24 protein-coding genes are annotated in these 23,596 nt (G+C 33.3%); 6 read left to right on the top strand and 18 right to left on the bottom strand.

Going from position 1 to position 23,596, the window contains the following annotated elements; translation table 11 throughout:
- Window positions 1–38: 38 nt before the first annotated feature.
- The 6 genes from DVK85_RS09415 to DVK85_RS09390 form a co-directional block, all read right to left on the bottom strand.
- Entirely contained in the window at window positions 39–371 is a 333-nt protein-coding gene (locus DVK85_RS09415) for a ribonuclease Z (protein ID WP_114678197.1), read from the bottom strand.
- A gap of 72 nt (window positions 372–443) precedes the next feature.
- Window positions 444–1,370, bottom strand: a complete 927-nt coding sequence (locus DVK85_RS09410; RefSeq protein ID WP_114678196.1) for an aspartate carbamoyltransferase catalytic subunit — start codon at window positions 1,368–1,370, stop codon at window positions 444–446.
- A gap of 29 nt (window positions 1,371–1,399) precedes the next feature.
- The gene (gene pyrR / locus DVK85_RS09405; protein WP_114678195.1) at window positions 1,400–1,933 is read right to left on the bottom strand and encodes a bifunctional pyr operon transcriptional regulator/uracil phosphoribosyltransferase PyrR; all 534 of its coding nucleotides are present in this window, start codon (window positions 1,931–1,933) and stop codon (window positions 1,400–1,402) included.
- 293 nt (window positions 1,934–2,226) lie between these two features.
- Entirely contained in the window at window positions 2,227–2,850 is a 624-nt protein-coding gene (locus tag DVK85_RS09400) for a DUF523 domain-containing protein (protein ID WP_114678194.1), read from the bottom strand.
- A 113-nt stretch (window positions 2,851–2,963) separates the two neighbouring features.
- A complete protein-coding gene (locus DVK85_RS09395; RefSeq protein WP_114678193.1) occupies window positions 2,964–3,356 on the bottom strand; it encodes a hypothetical protein in 393 nt (130 codons plus the stop codon).
- Between the two features lie 70 nt (window positions 3,357–3,426).
- Complete coding sequence (locus DVK85_RS09390) at window positions 3,427–5,055, bottom strand: ABC-F family ATP-binding cassette domain-containing protein (protein ID WP_114678192.1); 1,629 nt, start codon at window positions 5,053–5,055, stop codon at window positions 3,427–3,429.
- Window positions 5,056–5,202: 147 nt separating this feature from the next.
- On the opposite strand from DVK85_RS09390, the gene DVK85_RS09385 reads away from it, so the two are divergent.
- On the top strand, window positions 5,203–6,594 hold the full coding sequence (locus tag DVK85_RS09385) for a TlpA family protein disulfide reductase (RefSeq protein WP_114678191.1): 1,392 nt from the start codon (window positions 5,203–5,205) through the stop codon (window positions 6,592–6,594).
- Window positions 6,595–6,691: 97 nt separating this feature from the next.
- Window positions 6,692–7,717: an aldo/keto reductase gene (locus DVK85_RS09380; RefSeq protein ID WP_114678190.1), complete on the top strand. Its 1,026-nt coding sequence runs from the start codon at window positions 6,692–6,694 to the stop codon at window positions 7,715–7,717.
- Window positions 7,718–7,773: 56 nt separating this feature from the next.
- On the opposite strand, the gene DVK85_RS09375 is transcribed toward DVK85_RS09380, so the two are convergent.
- Window positions 7,774–8,919 (bottom strand): cysteine desulfurase family protein, encoded by a 1,146-nt coding sequence (locus tag DVK85_RS09375; protein WP_114678189.1) that lies wholly within the window; start codon window positions 8,917–8,919, stop codon window positions 7,774–7,776.
- Between the two features lie 110 nt (window positions 8,920–9,029).
- Between DVK85_RS09375 and DVK85_RS09370 the strand changes: the two genes are divergently transcribed.
- Window positions 9,030–10,052 (top strand): hypothetical protein, encoded by a 1,023-nt coding sequence (locus DVK85_RS09370; RefSeq protein WP_114678188.1) that lies wholly within the window; start codon window positions 9,030–9,032, stop codon window positions 10,050–10,052.
- A 66-nt stretch (window positions 10,053–10,118) separates the two neighbouring features.
- Here DVK85_RS09370 and DVK85_RS09365 read toward each other — a convergent pair whose 3' ends face one another.
- The 8 genes from DVK85_RS09365 to DVK85_RS09330 all read right to left on the bottom strand — a co-directional run bounded on the left by DVK85_RS09365 (window position 10,119) and on the right by DVK85_RS09330 (window position 15,563).
- A complete protein-coding gene (locus tag DVK85_RS09365; RefSeq protein WP_114678187.1) occupies window positions 10,119–10,673 on the bottom strand; it encodes a Smr/MutS family protein in 555 nt (184 codons plus the stop codon).
- Window positions 10,666–10,857, bottom strand: coding sequence for a hypothetical protein (locus DVK85_RS09360; RefSeq protein ID WP_114679029.1), 192 nt, complete (start codon window positions 10,855–10,857; stop codon window positions 10,666–10,668). Before DVK85_RS09360 ends, DVK85_RS09365 begins: the two co-directional genes overlap by 8 nt.
- 92 nt (window positions 10,858–10,949) lie before the next feature.
- Window positions 10,950–11,414, bottom strand: coding sequence for a hypothetical protein (locus tag DVK85_RS09355; RefSeq protein ID WP_114678186.1), 465 nt, complete (start codon window positions 11,412–11,414; stop codon window positions 10,950–10,952).
- Between the two features lie 29 nt (window positions 11,415–11,443).
- On the bottom strand, window positions 11,444–12,688 hold the full coding sequence (gene rocD, locus DVK85_RS09350) for an ornithine--oxo-acid transaminase (protein ID WP_114678185.1): 1,245 nt from the start codon (window positions 12,686–12,688) through the stop codon (window positions 11,444–11,446).
- Between the two features lie 181 nt (window positions 12,689–12,869).
- Window positions 12,870–13,367 (bottom strand): DinB family protein, encoded by a 498-nt coding sequence (locus DVK85_RS09345; protein WP_114678184.1) that lies wholly within the window; start codon window positions 13,365–13,367, stop codon window positions 12,870–12,872.
- A 61-nt stretch (window positions 13,368–13,428) separates the two neighbouring features.
- Window positions 13,429–14,391, bottom strand: a complete 963-nt coding sequence (locus DVK85_RS09340; protein WP_114678183.1) for a helix-turn-helix transcriptional regulator — start codon at window positions 14,389–14,391, stop codon at window positions 13,429–13,431.
- A gap of 97 nt (window positions 14,392–14,488) precedes the next feature.
- Window positions 14,489–14,905, bottom strand: coding sequence for an OsmC family protein (locus DVK85_RS09335; protein WP_114678182.1), 417 nt, complete (start codon window positions 14,903–14,905; stop codon window positions 14,489–14,491).
- Window positions 14,906–15,005: 100 nt separating this feature from the next.
- The gene (locus tag DVK85_RS09330) at window positions 15,006–15,563 is read right to left on the bottom strand and encodes a DUF1697 domain-containing protein (protein WP_114678181.1); all 558 of its coding nucleotides are present in this window, start codon (window positions 15,561–15,563) and stop codon (window positions 15,006–15,008) included.
- 68 nt (window positions 15,564–15,631) lie between these two features.
- On the opposite strand from DVK85_RS09330, the gene rlmD reads away from it, so the two are divergent.
- Genes rlmD through DVK85_RS09315 form a run of 3 tightly spaced genes read left to right on the top strand, consistent with a single transcriptional unit; the run spans window position 15,632 to window position 18,314 of the window.
- Window positions 15,632–17,044 (top strand): 23S rRNA (uracil(1939)-C(5))-methyltransferase RlmD, encoded by a 1,413-nt coding sequence (rlmD, locus tag DVK85_RS09325; protein ID WP_114678180.1) that lies wholly within the window; start codon window positions 15,632–15,634, stop codon window positions 17,042–17,044.
- Between the two features lie 21 nt (window positions 17,045–17,065).
- On the top strand, window positions 17,066–17,596 hold the full coding sequence (locus DVK85_RS09320) for a DUF6452 family protein (protein WP_114678179.1): 531 nt from the start codon (window positions 17,066–17,068) through the stop codon (window positions 17,594–17,596).
- On the top strand, window positions 17,577–18,314 hold the full coding sequence (locus tag DVK85_RS09315) for a DUF6048 family protein (protein ID WP_114678178.1): 738 nt from the start codon (window positions 17,577–17,579) through the stop codon (window positions 18,312–18,314). Before DVK85_RS09320 ends, DVK85_RS09315 begins: the two co-directional genes overlap by 20 nt.
- A gap of 101 nt (window positions 18,315–18,415) precedes the next feature.
- Here DVK85_RS09315 and DVK85_RS09310 read toward each other — a convergent pair whose 3' ends face one another.
- The 3 genes from DVK85_RS09310 to DVK85_RS09300 form a co-directional block, all read right to left on the bottom strand.
- Window positions 18,416–20,380 carry a DUF7619 domain-containing protein gene (locus DVK85_RS09310; RefSeq protein ID WP_114678177.1) on the bottom strand — a complete coding sequence of 655 codons (1,965 nt, stop codon included), beginning with the start codon at window positions 20,378–20,380 and terminating at the stop codon, window positions 18,416–18,418.
- Between the two features lie 105 nt (window positions 20,381–20,485).
- Window positions 20,486–22,678, bottom strand: a complete 2,193-nt coding sequence (locus DVK85_RS09305; protein ID WP_114678176.1) for a DUF7619 domain-containing protein — start codon at window positions 22,676–22,678, stop codon at window positions 20,486–20,488.
- 218 nt (window positions 22,679–22,896) lie between these two features.
- Entirely contained in the window at window positions 22,897–23,556 is a 660-nt protein-coding gene (locus DVK85_RS09300; RefSeq protein WP_240339577.1) for a DUF4294 domain-containing protein, read from the bottom strand.
- Window positions 23,557–23,596 lie beyond the last annotated feature (40 nt).

Below are 23,596 nucleotides of genomic sequence, written 5' to 3'. Positions count from 1 at the left end.
CTTTATGCCAGTATACCAAAAAAGTAAATGGCAATTAATTAAAACCCAAGATCGCGCTCTATCTCTTCCATTTCTATCATATCGTGCGCTTCTAGTAATGTAGGTACAATAACCATTTCATCAGGAGCTTCGTTAAAATCGAAATCATTTACTACTATAACAAATGATTTTTTAGCTTCGCGATGCTTGTTAGATAGTGAAAGAAAAGATACTACCTCTTGCAGGGTAAGCGTATTATATTGAGTAAGGTCTATAATAATATTATGCTCTTTAAAACCTACATAGCCAGAGGTTACTTTTTCTAAAAAAGTGGCAATATCTCCCTGAGTATCTTTAATAGTTATAGTATGTCCTTTTTCTTCTACTTTCATTATTTGTGTAATTATTAATGCTAAAATAGTGTTTTACTGTTTTTTAACGGTATACTATTTTATAAAAATTACTTATTTTATTTTAGATGCCAGTAAGTAGGTAACAGCCATACGTACAGCTACACCATTTTCTACTTGCTCTAGTATTACTGACTGTTGTGAGTCGGCAACATCACTAGTTATCTCCACTCCCCTGTTTATAGGTCCTGGGTGCATTACCACAATCTCTTTATCTAGAGAGTCTAATAGTGCTTTATCTACACCATATTGTTGACTGTACTCTCTTGTTGAGGGAAAATAATTCACATCCAGTCGTTCATTTTGTACTCGTAGCATATTAGCAACATCACACCATTCTAAAGCCTTTCGTAAATTAGGCTCTACGGTTACCCCTAACGATTCTATATATTTCGGCATTAATGTTTTTGGTCCGCATACCTTTACTTCTGCACCTTGCAGTTGTAACGCAAAAATATTAGACAGTGCTACACGCGAATGCAGTATATCGCCTACTATTACTACTTTTTTACCGCCTACATCGCCCAAACGTTCACGAATGGTATAAGAGTCTAATAATGCCTGTGTAGGGTGCTCATGCGCCCCATCTCCTGCATTAATTATAGCCGCATTTACATTTTTAGAAAGAAAATGAGCTGCACCGGGGCGCTCATGACGCATTACTACCATATCTACTTTCATAGACAGGATATTGTTTACCGTATCTATAAGTGTTTCGCCCTTTTTAACTGACGATTGTGCCGCCGAAAAACTAATAACATCGGCAGATAACCTTTTTTGTGCCAACTCAAACGAAAGTTTGGTACGGGTACTGTTCTCAAAAAATATATTGGCTATAGTAATATCTCGTAATGATGGTACTTTTTTTATAGGGCGGTTAATTACTTCTTTAAACTGGTCGGCTGTCTCAAAAATGAGTTCTATATCGCTTTTTGTGATATATTTTATGCCTAACAGGTTATTAACGCTTAATTCTTTCATTGTTTTAGTTGTGTTGCTGTCTGAATACCTTAAATTAAATAAACACTATCTTCTCCTTCATTTTCTTTCCAGGTAACTTTTACTTTCTCGTTGTTAATAGCATCTACCTGCCTGCCCCTGTAGTCAGGTTGTATAGGTAGGTGTCGGCTAAAACGACGGTCTATAAGTACCAGTAACTCTATTGCCGATGGTCGTCCAAACGACTGTATTGCTGTAAGTGCTGAGCGTATACTGCGCCCTGTATAAAGCACATCGTCTATAAATACTACTTTTTTATTTTCTACTAAAAAGTCTATTTGGGTTTTATTTGCCTCTAACGGTCTATCTGACCTACGAAAATCGTCTCTAAAAAAGGTAATATCTAAAAAGCCAAGCGATACATCTTTTATATTATATTCCTGCTCCAATAACTCTTTTATACGTTCGGCTAAAAAACGACCTCTAGGTTGTAGCCCTATTAAAATAGTATCTTTAAAATCGAGATGATTTTCTATTAATTGGCATGCCAAACGGTGTAAGATGATATTGACTTCAAGAGAAGTAAGCAATATTTTCTGGCTCATAATGCGGTATTGTGTTTGATTTGTAAAAGTAGCAAAATTTTAAATGCTTTAAAACTACACCTTATAAATTATTGTTTTAAACTTTATATCAATGTACTAATAATTATACAATTAGTTTATTTTTAACTTAGTAGAGCTTTTACTAAACTAAAACAAAAAATAGAACGCGAAATAAAATATATAAGACTAAGACTATTTACTATTATACTTCTTATGACTGACTAACAGATGTGAGTTGATTAATGACTTTTTTAAAATGGTGTAAGGTGGGAATTTTTATTATTTAGATTACCTTATGTAATCTTAAAATAGTCAAGATACCATTCGTGTTTATCATGATCTTTTACATCATTTTGCACAATGTGATTTTTATCAATTTTAGAATAAAGAATTTCTATAGACTCGTAATCTCTTTGGCTGATTATTTTAAATCCATTTCTATCCAATTGAGCAGCACAGACTCCCATACCAATTTGATAAACTGAATTTTCAGAAAATCTTGAACCGTTATAAATCACCTGACTTCCACAAGCTCCGCTAACATCCATTAATATGGCTAATTCAACATCATTTTTCTGAGCAATTTCGAGCATTTTTAATGATGCTGTTATCATTTCGTGAGTTATATCTTTTCCTGTTTGGGTAATTACCTTTGCTTTACCATCAAGTACATCATGACCATTTCCACCTTCTATATCAGGTGTTTCTCTAGGTGTACCAAAAACAAAATCTTCAGGACAAAACGGTATTAATCTTATATTCTCGTAACTAACTAATTTTAGAACGCTTGGATATTCTCCATAGCTAGAACCATCTGCTCCACAAAATTGTCCTAATAAACAAGCACTAGATAATATTCTAAGAGGATTTTCCTTAGTTGGCATCCTAAGTTTGCTCAAGTAATCTTTATCTGTCATAAGCGCATGATTAGTTTAATTATAAAAGTAAGGAAAAAATAAAATTGTAGAAAACATGAAATAATAAATTCAAAAATATATTATATAGAAACACAGCTATCCTCTTTTACCATTTAAAAATTATTTACAAAGTATACATCTTCGGGATTTCCATAAAGGCTTTTGCGAAATAAAATCTGATTATTTTCAACTTTTTGAATCCAAATTAAAAACTCTTTATCGCCAATAAAAAAGAAATCTAGTGAAAGTATGTTAATTTTGGCAATCTTAAAACCCGAAGATTTTAAAAAACCACCCCTAAAAAAAACAGTACAATACACAAATTCATTATTTATTATTATTGGACCTCCAAACTTACAATTTTGATTAACTAAAGTATTGTTTATTTTCAGGTCACCTACTATGGGGCTACCTTGTGCAATCTCCATCTCATTAATAATACTAACAACTATACTATCTTTTCTTTTTGCCGGAATATAATCCCATGGTGTTTCAAGCATATTCATAAACAAAAAACAAGCAAAATTATTGGTTTTTAAACCGAAAAATCCCGTAGTCAATAACTACGGGATTTTTTTATTTAATTGTGTACATTTTCTTTCTTAATTCTTTTACTTTTTCATCATCAAGATAATCGTCAAACGTCATATAGCGATCTATAACGCCGTTTGGAGTAATTTCTAATACTCTGTTAGCAACTGTTTGTGCAAATTCGTGGTCATGTGTTGTAAACAGCACCGAACCTTTAAAATTCTTTAATGAGTTGTTAAAAGCAGTAATACTTTCTAGGTCAAGGTGATTAGTTGGTTCATCAAGCATTAATACATTAGCACGCATCATCATCATGCGCGATAGCATACATCGCACTTTTTCTCCTCCAGATAGTACTCTACCTGTTTTTAGTGCCTCTTCGCCACTAAATATCATTTTACCAAGAAAACCGCGTACGTAAACTTCGTCACGTTCTTCTTCTGTAGTAGCCCATTGACGTAACCAATCTACAAGAGTAAGGTCGTTTTCAAAAAATTCATGATTATCTGCTGGTAAATATGATTGTGTGGTAGTAATACCCCAATCAAACTCACCTGTATCAGCTTTCATATTATTGTTCAATATTTCATAAAAAGCTGTTGTAGCACGCGAATCTTTAGAGAAAACGACTACTTTATCGCCTTTTGCCATATTAAGGTCAACACCTTTAAAAAGGAGTTCGCCATCTATAGAGGCACTAAGATTTGTTACATTAAGTATCTGGTCACCTGCTTCGCGTTCTTGTTCAAATATAATAGCAGGATACCTACGGCTCGATGGCTTTATATCATCTATTTTAAGCTTCTCAATCATTTTTTTACGACTGGTTGCTTGTTTTGATTTTGCAACGTTGGCACTAAATCGCATAATAAACTCTTGAAGCTCTTTTTTCTTATCTTCAGATTTTTTATTCTGCTGTGCTCTTTGTCTTGCTGCTAACTGACTTGATTCATACCAAAAAGTATAGTTACCTGAATATTGGTTCATTTTACCAAAATCAATATCAGATATATGAGTACATACTGCATCTAAAAAGTGACGGTCGTGTGATACTACTATTACAGTATTGTCATAATTAGCAAGGAAGTTTTCTAACCAAGCTATAGTTTCAAAATCCAAGTCATTGGTAGGCTCATCCATTATCAATACATCTGGAGTACCAAAAAGCGCTTGCGCTAACAGCACACGTACTTTTAGCTTGCTATCCATATCTTCCATAGTTGTGTAGTGAAACTCTTCACCTATACCAAGACTAGATAACATTGTAGCTGCATCAGAATCTGCATTCCAACCATTCATTTCTTCAAAAACTACCTGTAACTCCCCTACTCTTTCTGCATCTTTATCCGAAAAATCAGGGTTCATATACAGTTCATCCATCTCTTTTTTAACGTCATACAGGGTTTTATTACCCATCATTACTGTTTCCAGCACTGTATATTCGTCAAACATATTGTGATTCTGGTTAAGTACAGACATTCTTTTACCTGGCTCTAGATTTACATGACCGGATGTAGGGTCTATATCTCCTGCAAGTATTTTAAGAAAAGTAGATTTTCCTGCGCCATTGGCACCTATTATTCCGTAGCAATTACCTTGTGTGAAGGTAGTGTTTACTTCGTCAAATAATATTCGTTTACCAAATTGTACAGATAAGTTTGAAACTGAAAGCATGCTTATTATTTTTTTGCAAAAGTATAAAAAATAGAACACTATTATGCTTCCACCAATATATTATACCTAATAAGCTTATTTTAACTGTACTTTAACAAGTGTTAAGGGATTAAAAAAATATTTTTGTGATTGCAGAATAATTACCCAATGTCGTATACAATTAAAAACTTATTTTCCTTATCGCTATTATTTGTCCTTGCTTCTTGTAATAAAGAAAGCTGTAATTATACAGCCTATTTTGGTGGCGAAATCATTAACCCAAGAACTCCATATATAATTTTTAGTAAAGACAATAACGTTTTAGATACTATACCTTTAGATGTAAACAATCGTTTTTTTATAAAGTATGATTCACTTACACCAGGGCTTTATAGTTTTAGACATGAGCCTGAGTACCAGTACGTCTATTTTGATAAAAATGACAGTCTTATGGTATCTGTTAATTCAGATAATTTTGATCAGTCTATTGTTTTTAGTGGTCGTGGTGAAAAAAAGAATAACTTTTTAATGGAGTTATACTTATTAAATGATGAAGACAGAAATAAAAGCTATAGAATATATGAAGAGGAATATAGCGATTTTATAAAGGCTATAGACTCATCTTACAAAAAACGTGAAGCATTTTATAAAAAGAATAAAGAAGAAATTGCGTGGAGTGACGATTTTGACTTATATGCAAAAGCTCGATTACAGTTTAGCCAATATACTAAAAAAGAATATTACCCATACCTATATAACCATAGAATAGGTAAAGAGATAAGCGCTACACTACCTAAAGATTATTATGATTACAGAAAAGAAATTGATTTTAACAACCCGAAACTAATCTCTTTTTCACCTTTTTTACGATACCTAAATGCAATGCTTAGCAATATGGCTGCTACGAGGGTGTCTAAAAATAGTAGCTTTGAAGAAAAATCACTTAAAGAAAATATTATAAAATTAACTCTAGTCGATTCTATATTTACTAATGAAAATATAAAAAACGATGTACTTAACAATATTGCTTTTTCTTATCTATTAGAGGATCAAAATATATGTAATAACACTAAGCTTTTAAAACATTACTTAGCATTATCTACAGATGATAGTGAAAGTAATGAAATAATGAAAATAGCTAAAGCTATAGAAGACCTTAAGACAGGTAATAGACTGCCAGAGATTACGCTCGTTGATATAAATAATAATGTGTTTGATTTAACAAAAGAAATAGATAAAGAAACTGTAATATACTTTTGGACAACTTGTGCGCAAACACATCTAAAAATGATTAATAAAAAAGTTTTAAAATTAAAAAAACAATATCCCAATGTTAATTTTATAGCTGTAAACATAGATGAAGATCCTGAATGGAAGAAAGTAATTTCTAAAAGTAAATTTAATGGTTCTAAACAGCTTCGTGCTATAAGCTTTCAAGCTCTTAAAGATAAATGGGTTATAACGAAACTAAACCGAACTATTATTCTTAATGCCGACGGAACTATAAAAAACGGATTCACTAGCCTGATGGATCCTAGTTTTACAAAGTATTTAGAATAGACTACTTGTTTGAATTTTGTAATTTTACGTTTGAATAATACAAAAGCTAATGGTTGCTTTATACCTAATTTTGTAATAAATAAAATCATCAAACATCATGAAATACAATTTTTTAGGGCAAACAGGACTTTTAGTATCTGAACTATGCTTTGGTACAATGACCTTTGGTAGCAATGAAGGCTATTGGCAAGCAATAGCAGGTACAGAACAAGCAGAAGTAAACCAACTAATAAAAACAGTAGTAGACTCTGGCATTAACTTTATTGATACCGCCAATGTATATTCCTTTGGCGAATCTGAAAGACTATTAGGACAATCTATAAAAGAAGTAGGACTTAATCGTAACGAGCTAGTAATAGCTACTAAGGTTCGCGGTACTATGAATCAGAGCCCAAATAGCCAAGGACTTTCTCGCTACCATATATTCAATTCAGTAGATGAAAGTCTTCAACGTTTACAAATGAATCATATTGATATACTTTATCTACATGGTGTAGATTATAAAACTCCTGTTGAAGAAATAATGCGTACGCTTAACGACATTGTACTAACTGGTAAAGTACGCTATGTAGCAGTGTGCAACTGGCCTGCATGGATGGTAATGAAAGCGCAAGGAATAGCCGATAAAAATGGTTGGAACAAATTCATTGGGCTGCAATACTTTTACTCATTAGCAGGAAGAGATATAGAGCGAGAAATTGTTCCGCTTGCCGAAGATCAAGACTTAGCAATAATGCCATGGAGTCCTTTAGCTGGAGGGTTTCTTTCAGGAAAATATACGCGGAATGATGAAGCATCAAAAGGGCGTCGTGCTAATTTTGACTTTCCTCCTATTAATAAAGAGAAAACTTTTGATATCATAGATGTTATTACCCAAATAGGTAAGACACATAACGCAACACCTGCACAAATAGCGTTAGCATGGGTAAGACAACAACAAGCTATAACTAGTACTATAATAGGTGCTAAAAATAGTAATCAGCTTATCGATAATATAAAATCGACAGAAATTACACTTAATACAGAACAGTTAGAACAAATTGATCTCGTGAGTGCTTTACAAAAAGAATATCCGCAATGGATGGTAGAACGCCAATCTGGCGGAAGAGAAAAAAGTAATTAATAACTATCTGTCTAGTCTAAAAAGCAACCTGATAGGGTTGCTTTTTTAGTTAATATTTATACTGCTTTTAGCACTTTTATAAACAAATCTATATCCTCTATAGTATTATAATGACTTAGTGAAATGCGTAAAGAAGGCTTTTTAAGCTCCTCTTCACTCAACAGCTCTTGCAATACATGCGATGGTTTTATACTACCAGACTGGCAAGCACTACCTCGTGAAACAGCAACACCATGCATATCGAAATGAAATAATATCATGGCTGTTTTTTCTTCGGGCAAGGGAAACATTACATTTACTATAGTATAAAAGGTAGAAGGGTTATTATAACCCTCATCAATACTACCATTTAACTTAAATTCCGGAAAAACCAATGCTAATTGCTGTAATAAATAATTACGCAGGTTAATGACATGAGCTTTATCTTTTTCTAAGTTTTTATATGATATTTCAAGGGCTTTTGTCATACCTGCTATTTGATGTATAGCCTCAGTTCCCGCACGCATACCTTTTTCCTGTTCACCGCCATAAATCATAGCTTTTAGCCCACTATTTTTTCGTACATAGGCAAAACCAATTCCTTTTGGCCCGTGAAACTTATGTGCACTTGCTACTATAAAATCAATAGGGAGACTAGTAAGGTCTATAACCTCTTTCCCTACAGACTGTACAGTATCCGAATGAAATAAAGCTTTATTTCCTCTGCAAATAGTCCCTATTTCATGTAAATCTATAACTGTACCTGTTTCATTATTAACATGCATTAGACTTACTAAAGTAGGTGTATCCTCTGCCAATAAAACTTTTAAATGGCTAGTATCTGGTTTCCCGTCAGGTAATAAGTTTACATAATCTATTTTCACATTATATTCTGTAGCAACAGCCTGTGCTGCATATAACACAGCATGATGTTCTGTCTTGGCAGTAATAATACGTTTTACATTAAGATCTTTTACAACACTGCGAATAATCCAATTATCAGCTTCTGTACCACCCGATGTAAAAATAATTTCGCGGGCTTCTGCGTTAAGTAAAGAGGCAATCGTTTTGCGGCTAGTTTCTAGTACTACTTTTGCACTCCTCCCAAAGCTATGTGTAGATGACGGATTACCATACTGCTCAGAAAGTATATGGGTAATTTCGGTTATTACTTCGGGGCGTAGTGCTGTAGTAGAGGCGTTATCGAGATATGCTTTTTTCATTATGACAAAATTACTTAAAAAGTTATTATAAATACATTTTGAAGTAAAGCAGTAATAAAACATTTCGAGAAGTGGTTAAAAACCTTATTTTTGTTTAAAATTTAATAGCTATGAAAAAAATATTGGCTCTTACAGCCGTAATAATACTGGCTTTAGGCTGTGACGATGGAGATATAAGTTTTAAAAGTTTTAACTTCTCTAGTATCACTACAGTATCAACAACGTGCGAAGAGAATAATTTATATTATAAAATAAATGGCACAGAAGTACTTATCCTAGAAATAAGCCCTTCTGAGCTTTATAATATAGAAAGTGAATTTGACGATAATGAAGAGAGAACACCTAGAGAAGTAACTATTAGTACAGATGGTACTAACAAAATAACCTACCGAAATTATAACGGAGATGTAGGTAGTGATAACATTTGTAACACAAGTGGTCTTCCTGCTACATCGCCTAATGTTATAGAAGAGTGGACAGGTGATGGTACTATACTTATAGAAACTGAAAAGGATTTTAATAATGGAAAACTTGTAGGTTACAATCATTATATTACATTAAAAGAAATTACATATAGTAATAGTGGCGAAGATATTCGAATCGTTAATAATTATTTTGGGGCTATTAACCGTGTTATTGGTTTTAGTTTCAGTTATGGTGATGAAGAAGCTCCTGTTGTAATAGGTTGCGATGATACTGCAAATGATAGAGTATATAAAACAAGTGGAAATGATGTATTAATACTCAATTTTCCTGCTGACACATTTGTTAATGAAGTAGGTACATTACCTGTTATTGAATTTTCGGCAGAAGAAGAAGATTATGAGCTATTATTTAAAGTATATAGCGGTACTGCAAACAGCTTATTAGTATGTGACTTAGATACTACTATCGACATTAACCAACGCTGGAGAGCGTCATCAGGCACATGTATTATAGTTACTGCTGAAAGTGATGTAACTCCTGGTGAATTCCGTCATGAAATACGACTAAAAGATGTTGAGTTTACCCGTACCGATATAACAAGTGGTGAAACATTTACAATTTATGAAGTATTAAGTGTAGAAAATGCAGATGATGCCGAAGAAAATGGAGGTTTTTTATTAGGTACTTATGTAACAGATGAAGAATAAAGTAAAGCATTAAATAAAAGAAAGGGCAGCCAATTGGCTGCCCTTTCTTTTTAATGTATCTTATTTTTATCTATTAGGGTTTTGTTTTATATAAACCTCTGTAGCACCTAAGCCATATTTCTGATAATCAGCATCTTTAAATGTAATACCATCATACCTGCCTAATAAAAAATCAAGCTCGGCTTTTAGCACTCCCTCTCCTACTCCATGAATAAATACAACTTTTTGCATTCTGTTTTTAATGGCAAATTCAAGTTGGCGTTTAGCAGTATCAGACTGTAATGTAAGAATATCATAGTTAGACATCCCTCTTTTGTTAGGTACTAACTTCTCTATATGTAAATCTACTTCAAGAACAAAATCTTCTTTTTTAGATTTTTTTTCTTTTACAAAACTACGTTTTTTAGGCAGTTCCTTTTCTTTAAGTACTGCTTGTATACTTTGAGAACCAAACAGTCCTTTAAGTGCCTCATTATCGGTGGTCCTTACAAGTTCTCTTGCCTCAAATTCTAAATCAAAACCGTCTTCAGTTTCAATAATAACCATGTTATTTTTAAAACCTTTTACTCTTCCGTTAATGGCATCATCAAGTACCGTTACATTGTCACCTATATTAAACATCTTCTTCCTCTTTGTCTCGGTTATTTTTACTCGGAACTTTTGCCATAAGGCGCATGAGTCCTACCATAAAAGCAGCTATAGCAGCAATCATTACAACTACATTTGTTTCTTCTTGCGGTTTAGACTGCTCATATAAAGCAAGAAAAGCAGCCCCAAACATAAGTATAATATATATTGTTTTCATAACCTTAGTATTAAAAGCCAAAGCTACTAAAATATTGACCAATAAAAAATCCCGCCTAAGCGGGATTTAGATTTTTATTTATAGAAATAGAATTACATTCCTGATAATCGTGATGCGGCCGAAACTATATATATAATAAATGTTAAGTAACTAACAATCGAAAAAATTGTAAATATACCAGACCATAAAAAATATCCCTTAAGATCACTAAATGCTTTTGTAATCCCATCAATATTGTTATTACTAAGTGCACTTCGTGTTGACGAAGAAAACTTATATAAATATAAAATTGGGAAAAACATTGTTATCGTAAATAAAAGCGAAAAGAGCCCTAATGTAGCACTTGACATTATGCCCATTGCTCCTAAACTCCCAGGTGTAGAATCCATTGTACTACCTGCCAATATTAATGCCAATGATGCAAAAAAGGAAAATAGGATTACTATAGAACCAATAATAGCTAAAAATAAAGCCCATCCTGCCGAGGTTTTTAAAAAACTTTTAGCCTCATTTGGTAATTGTAATTCAAATGAGTCAAAAGATGAATCCTGTTCCATAAAGTAAAAGGTTATAAATTGATTGTTTTTTATTTTTCGAATTCTTGCAACGTCTTGGTAATAATACTTACACAGTCTAATAACTGCTCTTCGTTCATTACTAATGGTGGTGCAAAACGAATGATGTTACCATGTGTTGGTTTTGCTAATAGTCCATTTTCTTTTAGTTTCATACAAATATCCCAAGCTGTAGAGCTATCTTCTGTATCGTTAATAAGTACTGCATTAAGCAGTCCTTTACCTCTTACAAGTGTTGCAATAGTACTCCCTGCAATATACTCGCTTAATTTACTTCTAAAAAGTTGTCCTAATGTCTCGGCATTTTCTGCAAGTTTTTCATCAGTAACAACCTCTAGTGCCGCTATAGCCACCACTGCTGCAACAGGATTACCACCAAAGGTAGAACCATGCTGACCTGGTTGTATAACATTCATAATATGGTCGTTTGCTAATACTGCCGACACTGGGTATGCTCCTCCAGATATTGCTTTACCTAATATTAGTATATCTGGCTGTACATTTTCATGGTTTACAGCTAATAGTTGTCCTGTTCTTGCTATACCCGTTTGTACCTCGTCGGCTATAAAAAGTACATTATGTTTTTCGCACAATGCCTTAGTCTTTGTAAGATACCCTTCAGATGGTACATATACACCTGCTTCGCCCTGTATAGGCTCTACAAGAAAACCTGCAATATCTTTTTCATTTTTCAATACTTCTTCAAGTGCCTCAACATCATCATAAGGTATCATGATAAACCCTTCGGTATAAGGTCCGAAATTTTTTCTGGCATTCTCGTCGTTAGAAAAAGATATAATGGTAGTTGTTCTACCGTGGAAATTATTTTCGCAAACTACTATTTTTGCAGCTTTTTCATGAATACCTTTCTTTTCATAAGCCCATTTACGACATATTTTTATCGCTGTTTCTACTGCTTCAGCTCCTGTATTCATAGGTAATACCTTATCAAAGCCAAAGTAGTTAGTCACAAATTCTTCATATTTACCTAACTGATCATTATAAAAAGCTCTCGAAGTAAGTGTTAGCGTTTGTGCTTGCTGCATCATAGCACCTACAATTTTAGGGTGACAGTGCCCTTGGTTTACAGCAGAGTATGCTGAAAGAAAATCATAATATTTTTTACCTTCTACATCCCATACATATACTCCCTCTCCTTTACTAAGTACTACTGGTAGTGGATGGTAATTATGTGCTCCATATTTATCTTCTAACGCGATGGCATCTGCCGAACTTAATTTTTCTAAAACTGACATTTTAATCTTATTTTTTTATTTTCTTAAAACAGCAATTCCTTCTTTACAGGAGAGAAATCATCCTTATTTACTGATGCAAATTAATAAAAATAAAATTATTTTATGTTTATTTTGAATTAAATGCAAAAACAAAAAACTCACTCTGATATAGAGTGAGTTTTTTATTTACTTTTTATACTAATTAAGAGCCCATATCGTCGGCACTTGGTCCGTAACTTGCCGGAACAGCTATATCAAGCAGCCTAAAATATACTCCAAGCTGAGCACGATGATGCACAACTTGCGAATAAGTCATTCTTATTACACTATATTTTGTATACCTATTAAGTATTTGGTCTCCCTGACTAAGTATCCACTCTTTAGTAAACCCTTTACTATCAAACCCTGCAAGGGCTTCCTTAGCACTATTTAGGTTTTCTTCAAAAAAAGCAATTAATTCTCCTGTACTTTTTACATCTTTAGGCTCATAGGGCGTAGCTGAAAAATCTAGTCCATCTGTTGTAACAGCAGTATTCACCCATCCTGGTAATTCGGCTATATGAGTAGCAAGTACTTTCATAGGCATATTTTTAGGGTGTGGTTGCCAATTATATTTATCTTCGGGAATACGTTCTAAAAATTTGCGAGTTATAGCAGCTTCTTGGTTTAACTCTTCCAGTAATAAATCAATTAATTTCATTATAATGTCGTTTTTATTGTTTGATGACACAAAGAAAACAACACTTAGTGACAGCCCTATGTCAGTAGGATTTTGACAGCTTCATTTTTTTTGAAATTTTTTCTAATAATTCTATTATTCGATCTTTAAGTGACTGTGGCTCTATTATCTCTGCAGAATCAGCAAACATTATTATCCAACGTGGTAACCCTTCATGTATATGGTGTGTTAAGAAAACCATCTCTACATAATCATCGTATATTTCCTCTGAAACAAACCCATAATAATGTCGCTGATTTTGTATATAAGGTACAATTTTTTTGTCTACCCTTAGCACAACTTTTTGTACCTCCTGATTACAATATACCTGCTCTTTTTCTCTATATTCTTTTAAAGAAGTGCGCTCTTGTTGGTCTTGTTGTGTTAATGCTATATTTTTTACCCTATCTATTCTAAACTGTCGATAACTTTCGCGCAAGTGGCAATAAGCAATGGTGTACCAATTTTCATTTTCATGAAAAATACCTATTGGCTCTATAAGTCTGTTACTATCATCATTGCGACCCACTGCCCTATACTCCATTTGTACTGCTTTTTTATCTGCTATTGCTTTTAGTAATACATCTAGAGTATTTATGGGTAATTTATTATTATGCTTTCTATCATTTACCTCTATATGACCATCAAGATTTTCTAAAAGTTGTTTTTCAGTATTTCGTAAAACAGCTTTAACCTTATACAGTGCCGATGCAAAATTATTTTGTAATGCCGTATCACTAAACTTCTCCATAAGCTTTTCGGCAGTAACAAAAGCGATAGCTTCTTCGGGAGTAAACATTACAGGAGGTAGCCTGTAGCCATCTACTAGCGAGTAGCCTACTCCTGCTTCGCCATACAGTGGTATTCCAGCTTCTTCTAGCGTTCGGATGTCACGATATACGGTACGTAGACTTATATCAAACCTATCGGCAATATCCTGTGCTTTTACAACTTTTCTAGATTGCAGTTGTATTAGTATTGCCGTTATTCTATCAAAGCGGTTCATGTACAAATAGTTTTTCCAAATTTACTATTTTAGTTGTAATGACAGTAAACAAAAAAAGCTCTAGTAATCTAGAGCTTTTTTTGTTTATAGTACAAATTTAGTTTTGTATCAATGTCGCGTCCGATGATATTTTGGTATTAAGCAATCTAGATATAGGGCAATTTTTCTCTGCCTTTTGTACCAGTTGCTGAAAAGCTGCAGTATTAATATCATCAACCTTTGCAACTACAGAAAGGTATGAAGCTACAACAGTACCATCTTGAAAATCAATATCGCATTTTGTTTCAATAGAATCTGCGGTATATCCAGCTTCGTTAAGGTAAGCTGTAAGTTGCATAGTAAAGCATCCTGAGTGAGCCGCTGCAATAAGTTCTTCGGGGTTAGTACCGTTGCCATTTTCAAAACGAGTTTTAAACGAGTATTGTGTATCATTTAATACATGACTCTCGGTTGTAAGTCTTCCTTCACCTTCTTTAAGAGAACCTTCCCAAACGGCTGTAGCGTGTCTTTTCATGTTATATGTTTTTTGTTAATGTTTAATTTATTTAAAGTTAGCTATTTAAGTATAAAACATAATGGCAATTAAATCAACTTTAACAAAAAGCACATCAACTTTAAGCTTTACGAGCTTGTAGCATCTCTAGCATTTTTAATGTAGTATTCCAGTTACGGGTAGTCGCTTTTAGTTTAGTTTTGTTTTCAATAAAAGTGCTCGTTAGTTTAGAGTCGGCAGCACTCTGTGCCAACTTTAAATACATTACGCTATCTACTACTTTAAAAACATCATCACTACGGTTATATTTCTTTACTTGATCTATACCTGCAACCGAAGGCTCTTCTGAAAGAAATACTACAAAGTATTTTTTAGGCCCTGATGGCTCGGGTACTCTATCTGTATAAGGATTGTTATCAATAGCTTTAATCAAATCAGTTTCATCATATATAAATATCACAACATCATAACCATATTCTTTATACAAGAGTAACTGTATATTATATGCTACTTTCGCCTTATCGGTTTCATCGGTTTCAAAAACCACATTACCACTCTGTATATACGTTTCTACATTTATATAGCCGTTAGCTTCCATTAGCTTCCGTAAATGTTCCATTTTAATAATATTGTGTCCGCTTACATTAATACCGCGAAAAAGAGCAAGATATACAGGCATAATAATTGTTTTTAAGTATTCCCTGCAAATTTATTTAAATTTAATGAGCAATAGTTTATTTTTGCCAAATGGGAAGAAAAAGAACAGAAAAGATTGTTTTCGAAAATGTAGCTGTGCTAGATGCAGGAGCTAAAGGTGTTTCGGTAGCTAAAGCGCCCGATGGTAAAGTAATATTTATACCTAATGTTGTGCCTGGCGACGTGGTAGATGTACAAACTTTTAAAAAGCGTAAAGCCTATTATGAGGGTAAAGCTACCAAAATTCATGAATTTTCTGAACACAGGACAACTCCTGTATGTTCGCATTTTGGTTCTTGTGGTGGTTGTAAATGGCAGAATATGAAGTATGACCGCCAATTATTTTACAAAAATCAAGAGGTTTATAACAACCTAAAACGCATTGGTAAAATAGAATTACCCGAATTTGAATCGATATTAGGTAGCGAAAAGCAGTTTTTTTACCGAAATAAAATGGAATTCTCTTTCTCTAATAGTCGATGGATGACTGAGGAAGAGATACAAAGTGATGAAGAAATAGAAAATAGTAATGCACTAGGTTTTCATATACCGCGTATGTGGGATAAAATACTTGACATTACCCATTGTAGCTTACAAGAAGACCCAAGTAATGCTATTCGTAACGAAGTAAGAGATTTTGCTAATAAGCATAATCTTGCGTTTTTTAATCCTAGAGAACATTCAGGGTTATTACGCACGTTAATGCTACGTACAGCATCTACAGGTGAAATAATGGTATTAATACAGTTTTTTGATGATGATAAACAAAAACGCGAATTACTATTAGATCATTTAGCAGAACGTTTCCCCGAAATAACATCGTTACAATATGTGGTAAACCAAAAAGCTAACGACACAATATATGACCAAGATATAACCCTTTATAAAGGTCGTGAGTATATATTAGAGGAAATGGAAGGACTTCATTTTAGCATTAATGCTAAATCGTTTTACCAAACCAACTCTGACCAAGCCTATGAGTTATACAAAATAACACGTGAGTTTGCAGGTCTTACAGGAAACGAACTAGTATATGATCTATATACAGGTACAGGTACTATAGCTCAGTTTGTATCTAAACAAGCAGGTAAAGTAATTGGTGTAGAGGCTGTGCCCGAAGCGATTGCCGATGCTAAAGAAAATGCAAAACGCAATAACATTACCAATTGTGAGTTTTTTGTAGGTGACATGAAGGTAGTCTTTAACGAAGAGTTTATAGCCACACATGGAAAACCTGACGTTATTATTACTGATCCTCCGCGCGATGGTATGCACAAAGATGTGGTGCAACAAATACTAAACATAGCTCCTGACAAAGTGGTATATGTAAGTTGTAACTCGGCTACACAAGCACGAGACCTTGCTTTGATGGATGAGAAGTATAAAGTTACCCGCGTGAGACCCGTAGATATGTTTCCGCAAACACATCATGTAGAAAATGTTGTACTTTTGGAAAAACGATAAATAAAAATAGTCTTTATTGCTATGAAAAAAATATTAGTTTCGTTACTATTTATAACTTTTACAATATGCTGCTTTTGGAGTTGCGAAAAAGATGATATATGTGCCGATGGTACTGTTACCACGCCAAACCTCATCATTACCATGTATAATGAAGATAACCAAACCGAAAAAAAATCAGGTTACATTCAGTACTTTATGGATGATGAAGTTATTAATAAAGTTATAGCAGGTACTACAGATAGTATTGTAGTCCCACTTCGTACTGATGCCGAAGTCGTAAAATGGGGCTTTACATTGGTTACTACAGGATCTGGCGGTACAAAGAATTATAATACTGACTATATTGAATTTAAATACACGCATAATGAAATATATGTTTCGCGTGCCTGTGGCTATAAATCGTTTTTTTACCTTAACGAAAGTACTCCCGAAAATCTGAATGCTGTATTTACCGATACGATACCGAATGACAACCTGTGGATAAAAGATGTAGTTATAACTAGAAATAATATAGAAGATGAACAATCGGCGCATGTTAAACTTTATTTCTAGCCTTTGTGCTGTAGTGATATCGCTATCGGCTTATTCACAAACAGCTAAAGATACTATAGCTCCTCCCGCCAAAGCAGAACGCTATGGTATAAGGGTAGGTATTGATTTAAATAAACTTAGTAAAGGTTTTTATACTGATGATTATAGAGGACTAGAGTTAGTAGCTGACTATAGGTTAACTAAAAAAATATATGTAGCGGGCGAACTGGGTAATGAAGATTATACCTTAGATGATAGACAACTTAATTTTACTACAAAAGGAAGTTATTTTAAGGTTGGGTTTGATTACAATGCTTATGAAAACTGGCTAGATATGGAAAACATGGTATTTGTTGGAATGCGTTATGGCTTTGCTTCTTTTAGCCAAAACCTTAACTCTTACACTATCTATGATAATAGACTCATAAATGACAGTGATATAAGATACCTTGATGCTGTAACTGTTGACGCTAACAGAGAGTACAGCGGACTAAGTGCACATTGGGTAGAAGTCATTGGCGGTATAAAAGCAGAGCTTTTTGACAATTTATATCTTGGTTTTAGTGTAAGACTAAAGAGTTTAATAACAGATAAAAAACCTGAGAATTTTGACAACCTCTATATTCCTGGTTTTAACCGTACTTACGAAGGTAGTTTTGGTGTAGGTTTTAACTATACTGTTTCTTACTTTATACCACTGTATAAAAAAATGAATAAACCTAAAGACGAAAAGAAATAATACAAACTAAAAGAGCCGCAATATGCGGCTCTTTTATATTTATAGAGCTTAAAAAAGCCTCCACATTTGCGGAGGCTTAGATAAAAATTAAAAACTACGATTTATTTTATAACAACTTTTTTAGTAATTGATTTTCCTTCTGCTTGAAATGTAACAAAATACATTCCGCTATTTAACATCGAGATATCAAGGTTTGATTCATTACTAGACACTATAGCACTAAGTACTGTTTTTCCTAATATATTAGTTACAGTAACAATAGCTTCACCATTTAGGTTTTGCATTTTTAATGTTATATTGTCTGATGCTGGATTAGGGTATAGTACAAATTCATTTGCAGTAAAGTCAACACTACTTGCTGTAGCTTCTACTGTAGTAGTAGCAGTGTTGGTAAGTACTGCCTCGTTAAAGTCAAAATAAATACCTGCCGATGCTTCCATTACATCGCCTAACGCAATAGTTGCTACTGGTTTTATTTTATATATTATGTAACCTTGGCTGCCTGCTTCATCAGCATCTGTATAAGGAAGATCTATTTCATTGAATATAAATTCTACAACTCCTTGGTCATCTCTTACTATTTCATAATTATGACTTGCACTTATTGGCATAAAGGTATCCCAGTCAAGATTAGCATCAAGCTGTGTTTCTATACGTACTGTTTGTGCATTGGCTGTACCTTCGTTCTGGAAACGAACCATATAATGTAAATAACCTTCTGCCTGCTCCAAAGTAATAGATGCTCCTTCGCGTACTGTTATATCATTAGGGTCAAAAGAGTTTACAACTGTTTGATTAAGTAATGAAATATTATTATCAGGATTATCATCACTACCCACTAAAGATGCAGTAAAGTTAAGGATATCCCCTACGTTAACTGTTGATGGTGTCATGACATCAAAATGAATAGTTGCTGTTTGCGCTTGAAAAGGCTGAACATCGCTGAAAGAAAAACTAAGTGTATTATCTGTTTGCGTCATTTCAGGACTTGCCGAAGCAAAATCAAGTTTTGTATCATCAAATGTAACAGTTAATGTACCATTTGTAGTATAGCTTCCTAAATTTTGTATGATTAGTTTATAAGATGCTTCAAACCCTGGCGCGGCATTACCATAAGGTATAAGAGTAACCGATACATCATTAACAGTATTTGGTATTGCAAGGCAAAAATCATTATCTGCAAACTCTTCAAAAGTTGTTATAGTATAATTATTTGGTAGTGTTGTATAATCTATAGTATTAGAAATTGGTAGCTCTATCACACCTTCATCATTCGGTACATTATAAAAAGTATAATCACCACTAGCATTAGTATAAGTATAGTAAACATCATTATTACTTGTATAGCTAACCAAAACACCTGCTGCTGCTGCATCGTTTTCATCGCAACCATTATTATCTACATCATAAGTAATTGTTCCTCTTATATCATCATATGTATTCTCCTGAACAATTAAAGTTATCTCTGCAGTACTAATACAACCCGTCATGTTATCCTCTACCTCAACATAAATTGTTTGGGGAGAACTTATATTTGTATATTGATTAGGAAGTGCAAGATCTTGATTAAAGAATTCTTCTGAAAAGTAAAACTTTACTGTATAATCATCAAAATTTTCTACTCCGGGTAATATTTGTGGTGTAAAGTCATTAAGTAGAAACGTATGAAAACTATCAGTATTATTCTCATAATATATCATATTTAAGTTTTCAGGAATAGTTACTGGTTGATAAATTATTACACTAAATGAAGTGATAGCATAAGAATTATCAATCGTACTCATATCGGTTACCCTTACAAAAATTTCTACTGTTTGACTAGGCATATAGATTTGAGGATAAACTATTGAATTAGTCTGACTAATAGCATCGGTTTCAGATTCAAAATAAGCAACCGAATAATCGTCAGGACTTTGTTCACCTAAAACAATATTTTCATCTGCAGTTAGATCAAAGCTGTCAAACTCATAGCAGCCAAACATATCTGGTGGCTGATTTGCCACTGTTTGCGAATAACTTACAAATGTAAAAGCAGTAAATAAGGCTAATAGTAATATCTTTCTCATAATTAATTTATTAAGAGCTGCAAAAATATATTTTTTTATTAAATAAATATCATAAAAAAAGCCTCCACATTTGCGGAGGCTTAGATAAAAATTAAAAACTACGATTTATTTTATAACAACTTTTTTAGTAATTGATTTTCCTTCTGCTTGAAGCGTAACAAAATACATTCCGCTATTTAACATCGAGATATCAAGGTTTGATTCATTACTAGACACTATAGCACTAAGTACTGTTTTTCCTAATATATTAGTTACAGTAACAATAGCTTCACCATTTAGGTTTTGCATTTTTAATGTTATATTGTCTGATGCTGGATTAGGATATAGTACAAATTCATTTGCAGTAAAGTCAACACTACTTGCTGTAGCTTCTACTGTAGTAGTAGCAGTGTTGGTAAGTACTGCCTCGTTAAAGTCAAAATAAATACCTGCTGATGCTTCCATTACATCGCCTAGCGCAATAGTTGCTACTGGTTTTATTTTATATATTATGTAACCTTGACTGCCTGCTTCATCAGCATCTGTATAAGGAAGGTCTATACTATTAAATACAAACTCTACAACTCCTTGGTCATCTCTTACTATTTCATAATTATGGCTTGAGTTCATTGGCATAAAAGTATCCCAATCTAAGTTAGCATCAAGTTGTGTTTCTATACGTACTGTTTGTGCATTGGCTGTACCTTCGTTCTGGAAACGAACAGTATAATGTAAATACCCTTCTGCTTGATCTGGTGTGATAGATTCTCCTTCGCGAACTGTTATATCATTAGGGTCATAACTATTTGTTACAATTTGGTCTAACATATAAATGTTATTAGAAAGATTATCATCTACCTGCGCAGCTATAGTAGCTTCAAAATATAAAATATCTCCCATATTTACAGTTGGTGGTTGCATTACTGTAAAATCGATCATAACATAGTTTGTAGCAAAAGGCTGTAAGTTACTATATGTTAATGTTAGTTCGTCTGCATTTTGTTGCATAGAAGGTGATGAACTTCCATAAATAAGTTTTGTATCATCAAAAGAAAGTAAAATCGTACCACTTGATGGTAATGACCCATAATTTGCATATACTAATGTATAACTTGCTTGCATGCCTGGCATTGCTCCCGATGTTGGCATTAGCCAAACTAATACATCATTAACATCTTCTGCCTGCAGGCAAAAATCTAAATCTGTTTCTACCGTAGGAGTAGTAACATTATACTCTGAAGGCGATGAAGTAAAAGAAACATAAGCGTCTGGAGCTACAGCAACAGTACTAGCACCAGCAGGTACATAGTTAAAAGCATAGTTTCCGTTTCCATCAACACCACTATAATAAGTAAAACCATTATTAGTACAAGTTACTGTTAATCCTGTAGCTGCAAGATCATTTGCATCACATCCATTATCATCTGAATCAAAAAGTACTGTTCCAGATAATATACTCTCTTCACAAGGAGAAGCTATAATACTAACTTCAGCTATTTCAAAGCATTCACCTCCTGGAGATTCAATTCTCACATATAAACTCTGCTGGTATGGAGTTACATTAGTATAAGCATATAATGAAGGGTTAGATATAGCATTTATACCTTGCATAGCGCTCTCTTCTGTTTCATGAATAGTAATAATAATGTTTTCTGGAGGCATTGCCATATATATATTCTCTATAATCAAGGCTAAATCAAAAACAGCATATCCATCCATATTTTCATCACATACTTCAAGAGGGGCTAAAAAAGAGGGGACAGCTAATCCTATAACCGTTACTTGGAAACTGGTTTCAGAGAAACACATATCGATTTCTTCGTCTTGATTATAAATATAAACTGTTTGCGATTCATATAACATATCGCCTGGCATAAGCATATTGCCTGTACCTCCTTGACCTGTATAATAGTTACCATATTGTAATGAAGGAAGTGTAAATACATTACAAACTGTAAAATCGTTCATGTATGATATAGGTGAAGAGCCTACACCTACAGCAAAAAAACTAACATCATAAGAATCATCTATAGTATTAGTTACTCTTACATAAACTGTTCCTATTACTTCACTAACAATATAAGATTCAGGATACTGAATTATATTGTTATTAGCAATTGCATTTGTTTCTGATTCAAAATACGCCACTGTAAAATCATCGGGGCTTTGACTACCTAATACAATAGGGTTTTGTGCTGTGAGATCAAAAAGTTCATTGCCACACTGAAAAATATCAGGAGCTTGATAAGCTACCGCCTGAGAATAGGCATTTGCCATAAATAGCATTAAAGCAAAAAGGGTAAGTAATTTCTTTTTCATAAGTCAAAAATTTTATTTGGTTATTTAACTCATAAACAAGCATATTTGTAATTACCCTACCAATTATTTTAAATAATTAATAAAATAGACACCCAAATATTGAAAAAATAGATTTAATCCTATAAGTGAATGCGTTATAGATTCACATCTGTTAATATAAATATTACAGGAAGTTGTAACAATATATTAAGTAAGATTTAATAGATAAGATTAATTTATTATTGTTCTTTTTTGCGCCATTCTTTTGTTATAGTTGCATAGTCTATAGTAAAAGCAGGATCTTGTCGTTGTAACCTGTATTCTTTAAAAGCTTTTAATAAAAAGCCTTCTATATGATAATCTTCTGGTACTTCAGCAGGACTGTATGTCCTTTTTAGGTCAATATCAAACATATTGGCAATTCTAGTAGACCAAAAAGCTTTCCAGCCACTTTTATATTCTTTTATCAGGTCAAAGGTAGTGTGACCTGTTTGCCGGTATATCAATTTTACAAGTATTTGTCCATCTTTACGAGATAATTTTTTTAGCTGTGCTTCAAACTCTTCTTCAAGATACTTTTGTACTATTTTAGAATATTTCTTCTTTTCTTTTTTAGTTTTTAATTTAGCCATATTAGCATTTAGTAATGTTAACCTATCGGCTGCTATTTTAGCATAAGGATACACTTTTAGCACCCTACGCCTTAATATGAGTAATCTTTTACGCTCTTCGGCAGAAACAGTGTCTTTCACGTTAGAGATAAAAACCTCTTCCATTTGTACGCTAAACACTATAGAATCGTTTTCAACACTACCCTTTATAGTATCAGTCACAACTCCTTGTGCATGTACATTTATAGCACATACCAACACAAAAAATAATATCAAACGTATTTTCATTATTAAAAAATTTATACCAAAATTATACATTTATACACAA

The sequence above is a fragment of the Flavobacterium arcticum genome (genome assembly GCF_003344925.1).
Classification (GTDB): domain Bacteria; phylum Bacteroidota; class Bacteroidia; order Flavobacteriales; family Flavobacteriaceae; genus Flavobacterium; species Flavobacterium arcticum.
The sequence above is the reverse complement of the archived record's forward strand: the minus strand, read 5'-3'. Positions and strand labels throughout refer to the sequence as shown.

Coding starts and splice junctions, on each gene's coding strand:
- DVK85_RS09335 (WP_114678182.1), bottom strand. CDS start 14,905: ATGAAAAGACACGCTACAGCCGTTTGGGAAGGTTCTCTTAAAGAAGGT.
- DVK85_RS09395 (WP_114678193.1), bottom strand. CDS start 3,356: ATGAATATGCTTGAAACACCATGGGATTATATTCCGGCAAAAAGAAAA.
- DVK85_RS09400 (WP_114678194.1), bottom strand. CDS start 2,850: ATGACAGATAAAGATTACTTGAGCAAACTTAGGATGCCAACTAAGGAA.
- DVK85_RS09315 (WP_114678178.1), top strand. CDS start 17,577: ATGTTAAACTTTATTTCTAGCCTTTGTGCTGTAGTGATATCGCTATCG.
- DVK85_RS09385 (WP_114678191.1), top strand. CDS start 5,203: ATGTCGTATACAATTAAAAACTTATTTTCCTTATCGCTATTATTTGTC.
- DVK85_RS09305 (WP_114678176.1), bottom strand. CDS start 22,678: ATGAAAAAGAAATTACTTACCCTTTTTGCTTTAATGCTATTTATGGCA.
- DVK85_RS09370 (WP_114678188.1), top strand. CDS start 9,030: ATGAAAAAAATATTGGCTCTTACAGCCGTAATAATACTGGCTTTAGGC.
- DVK85_RS09320 (WP_114678179.1), top strand. CDS start 17,066: ATGAAAAAAATATTAGTTTCGTTACTATTTATAACTTTTACAATATGC.
- DVK85_RS09355 (WP_114678186.1), bottom strand. CDS start 11,414: ATGGAACAGGATTCATCTTTTGACTCATTTGAATTACAATTACCAAAT.
- rocD (WP_114678185.1), bottom strand. CDS start 12,688: ATGTCAGTTTTAGAAAAATTAAGTTCGGCAGATGCCATCGCGTTAGAA.
- DVK85_RS09340 (WP_114678183.1), bottom strand. CDS start 14,391: ATGAACCGCTTTGATAGAATAACGGCAATACTAATACAACTGCAATCT.
- DVK85_RS09375 (WP_114678189.1), bottom strand. CDS start 8,919: ATGAAAAAAGCATATCTCGATAACGCCTCTACTACAGCACTACGCCCC.
- DVK85_RS09365 (WP_114678187.1), bottom strand. CDS start 10,673: ATGTTTAATATAGGTGACAATGTAACGGTACTTGATGATGCCATTAAC.
- DVK85_RS09390 (WP_114678192.1), bottom strand. CDS start 5,055: ATGCTTTCAGTTTCAAACTTATCTGTACAATTTGGTAAACGAATATTA.
- DVK85_RS09415 (WP_114678197.1), bottom strand. CDS start 371: ATGAAAGTAGAAGAAAAAGGACATACTATAACTATTAAAGATACTCAG.
- DVK85_RS09300 (WP_240339577.1), bottom strand. CDS start 23,556: ATGAAAATACGTTTGATATTATTTTTTGTGTTGGTATGTGCTATAAAT.
- DVK85_RS09310 (WP_114678177.1), bottom strand. CDS start 20,380: ATGAGAAAGATATTACTATTAGCCTTATTTACTGCTTTTACATTTGTA.
- DVK85_RS09345 (WP_114678184.1), bottom strand. CDS start 13,367: ATGAAATTAATTGATTTATTACTGGAAGAGTTAAACCAAGAAGCTGCT.
- DVK85_RS09360 (WP_114679029.1), bottom strand. CDS start 10,857: ATGAAAACAATATATATTATACTTATGTTTGGGGCTGCTTTTCTTGCT.
- DVK85_RS09330 (WP_114678181.1), bottom strand. CDS start 15,563: ATGCCTGTATATCTTGCTCTTTTTCGCGGTATTAATGTAAGCGGACAC.
- DVK85_RS09380 (WP_114678190.1), top strand. CDS start 6,692: ATGAAATACAATTTTTTAGGGCAAACAGGACTTTTAGTATCTGAACTA.
- pyrR (WP_114678195.1), bottom strand. CDS start 1,933: ATGAGCCAGAAAATATTGCTTACTTCTCTTGAAGTCAATATCATCTTA.
- rlmD (WP_114678180.1), top strand. CDS start 15,632: ATGGGAAGAAAAAGAACAGAAAAGATTGTTTTCGAAAATGTAGCTGTG.
- DVK85_RS09410 (WP_114678196.1), bottom strand. CDS start 1,370: ATGAAAGAATTAAGCGTTAATAACCTGTTAGGCATAAAATATATCACA.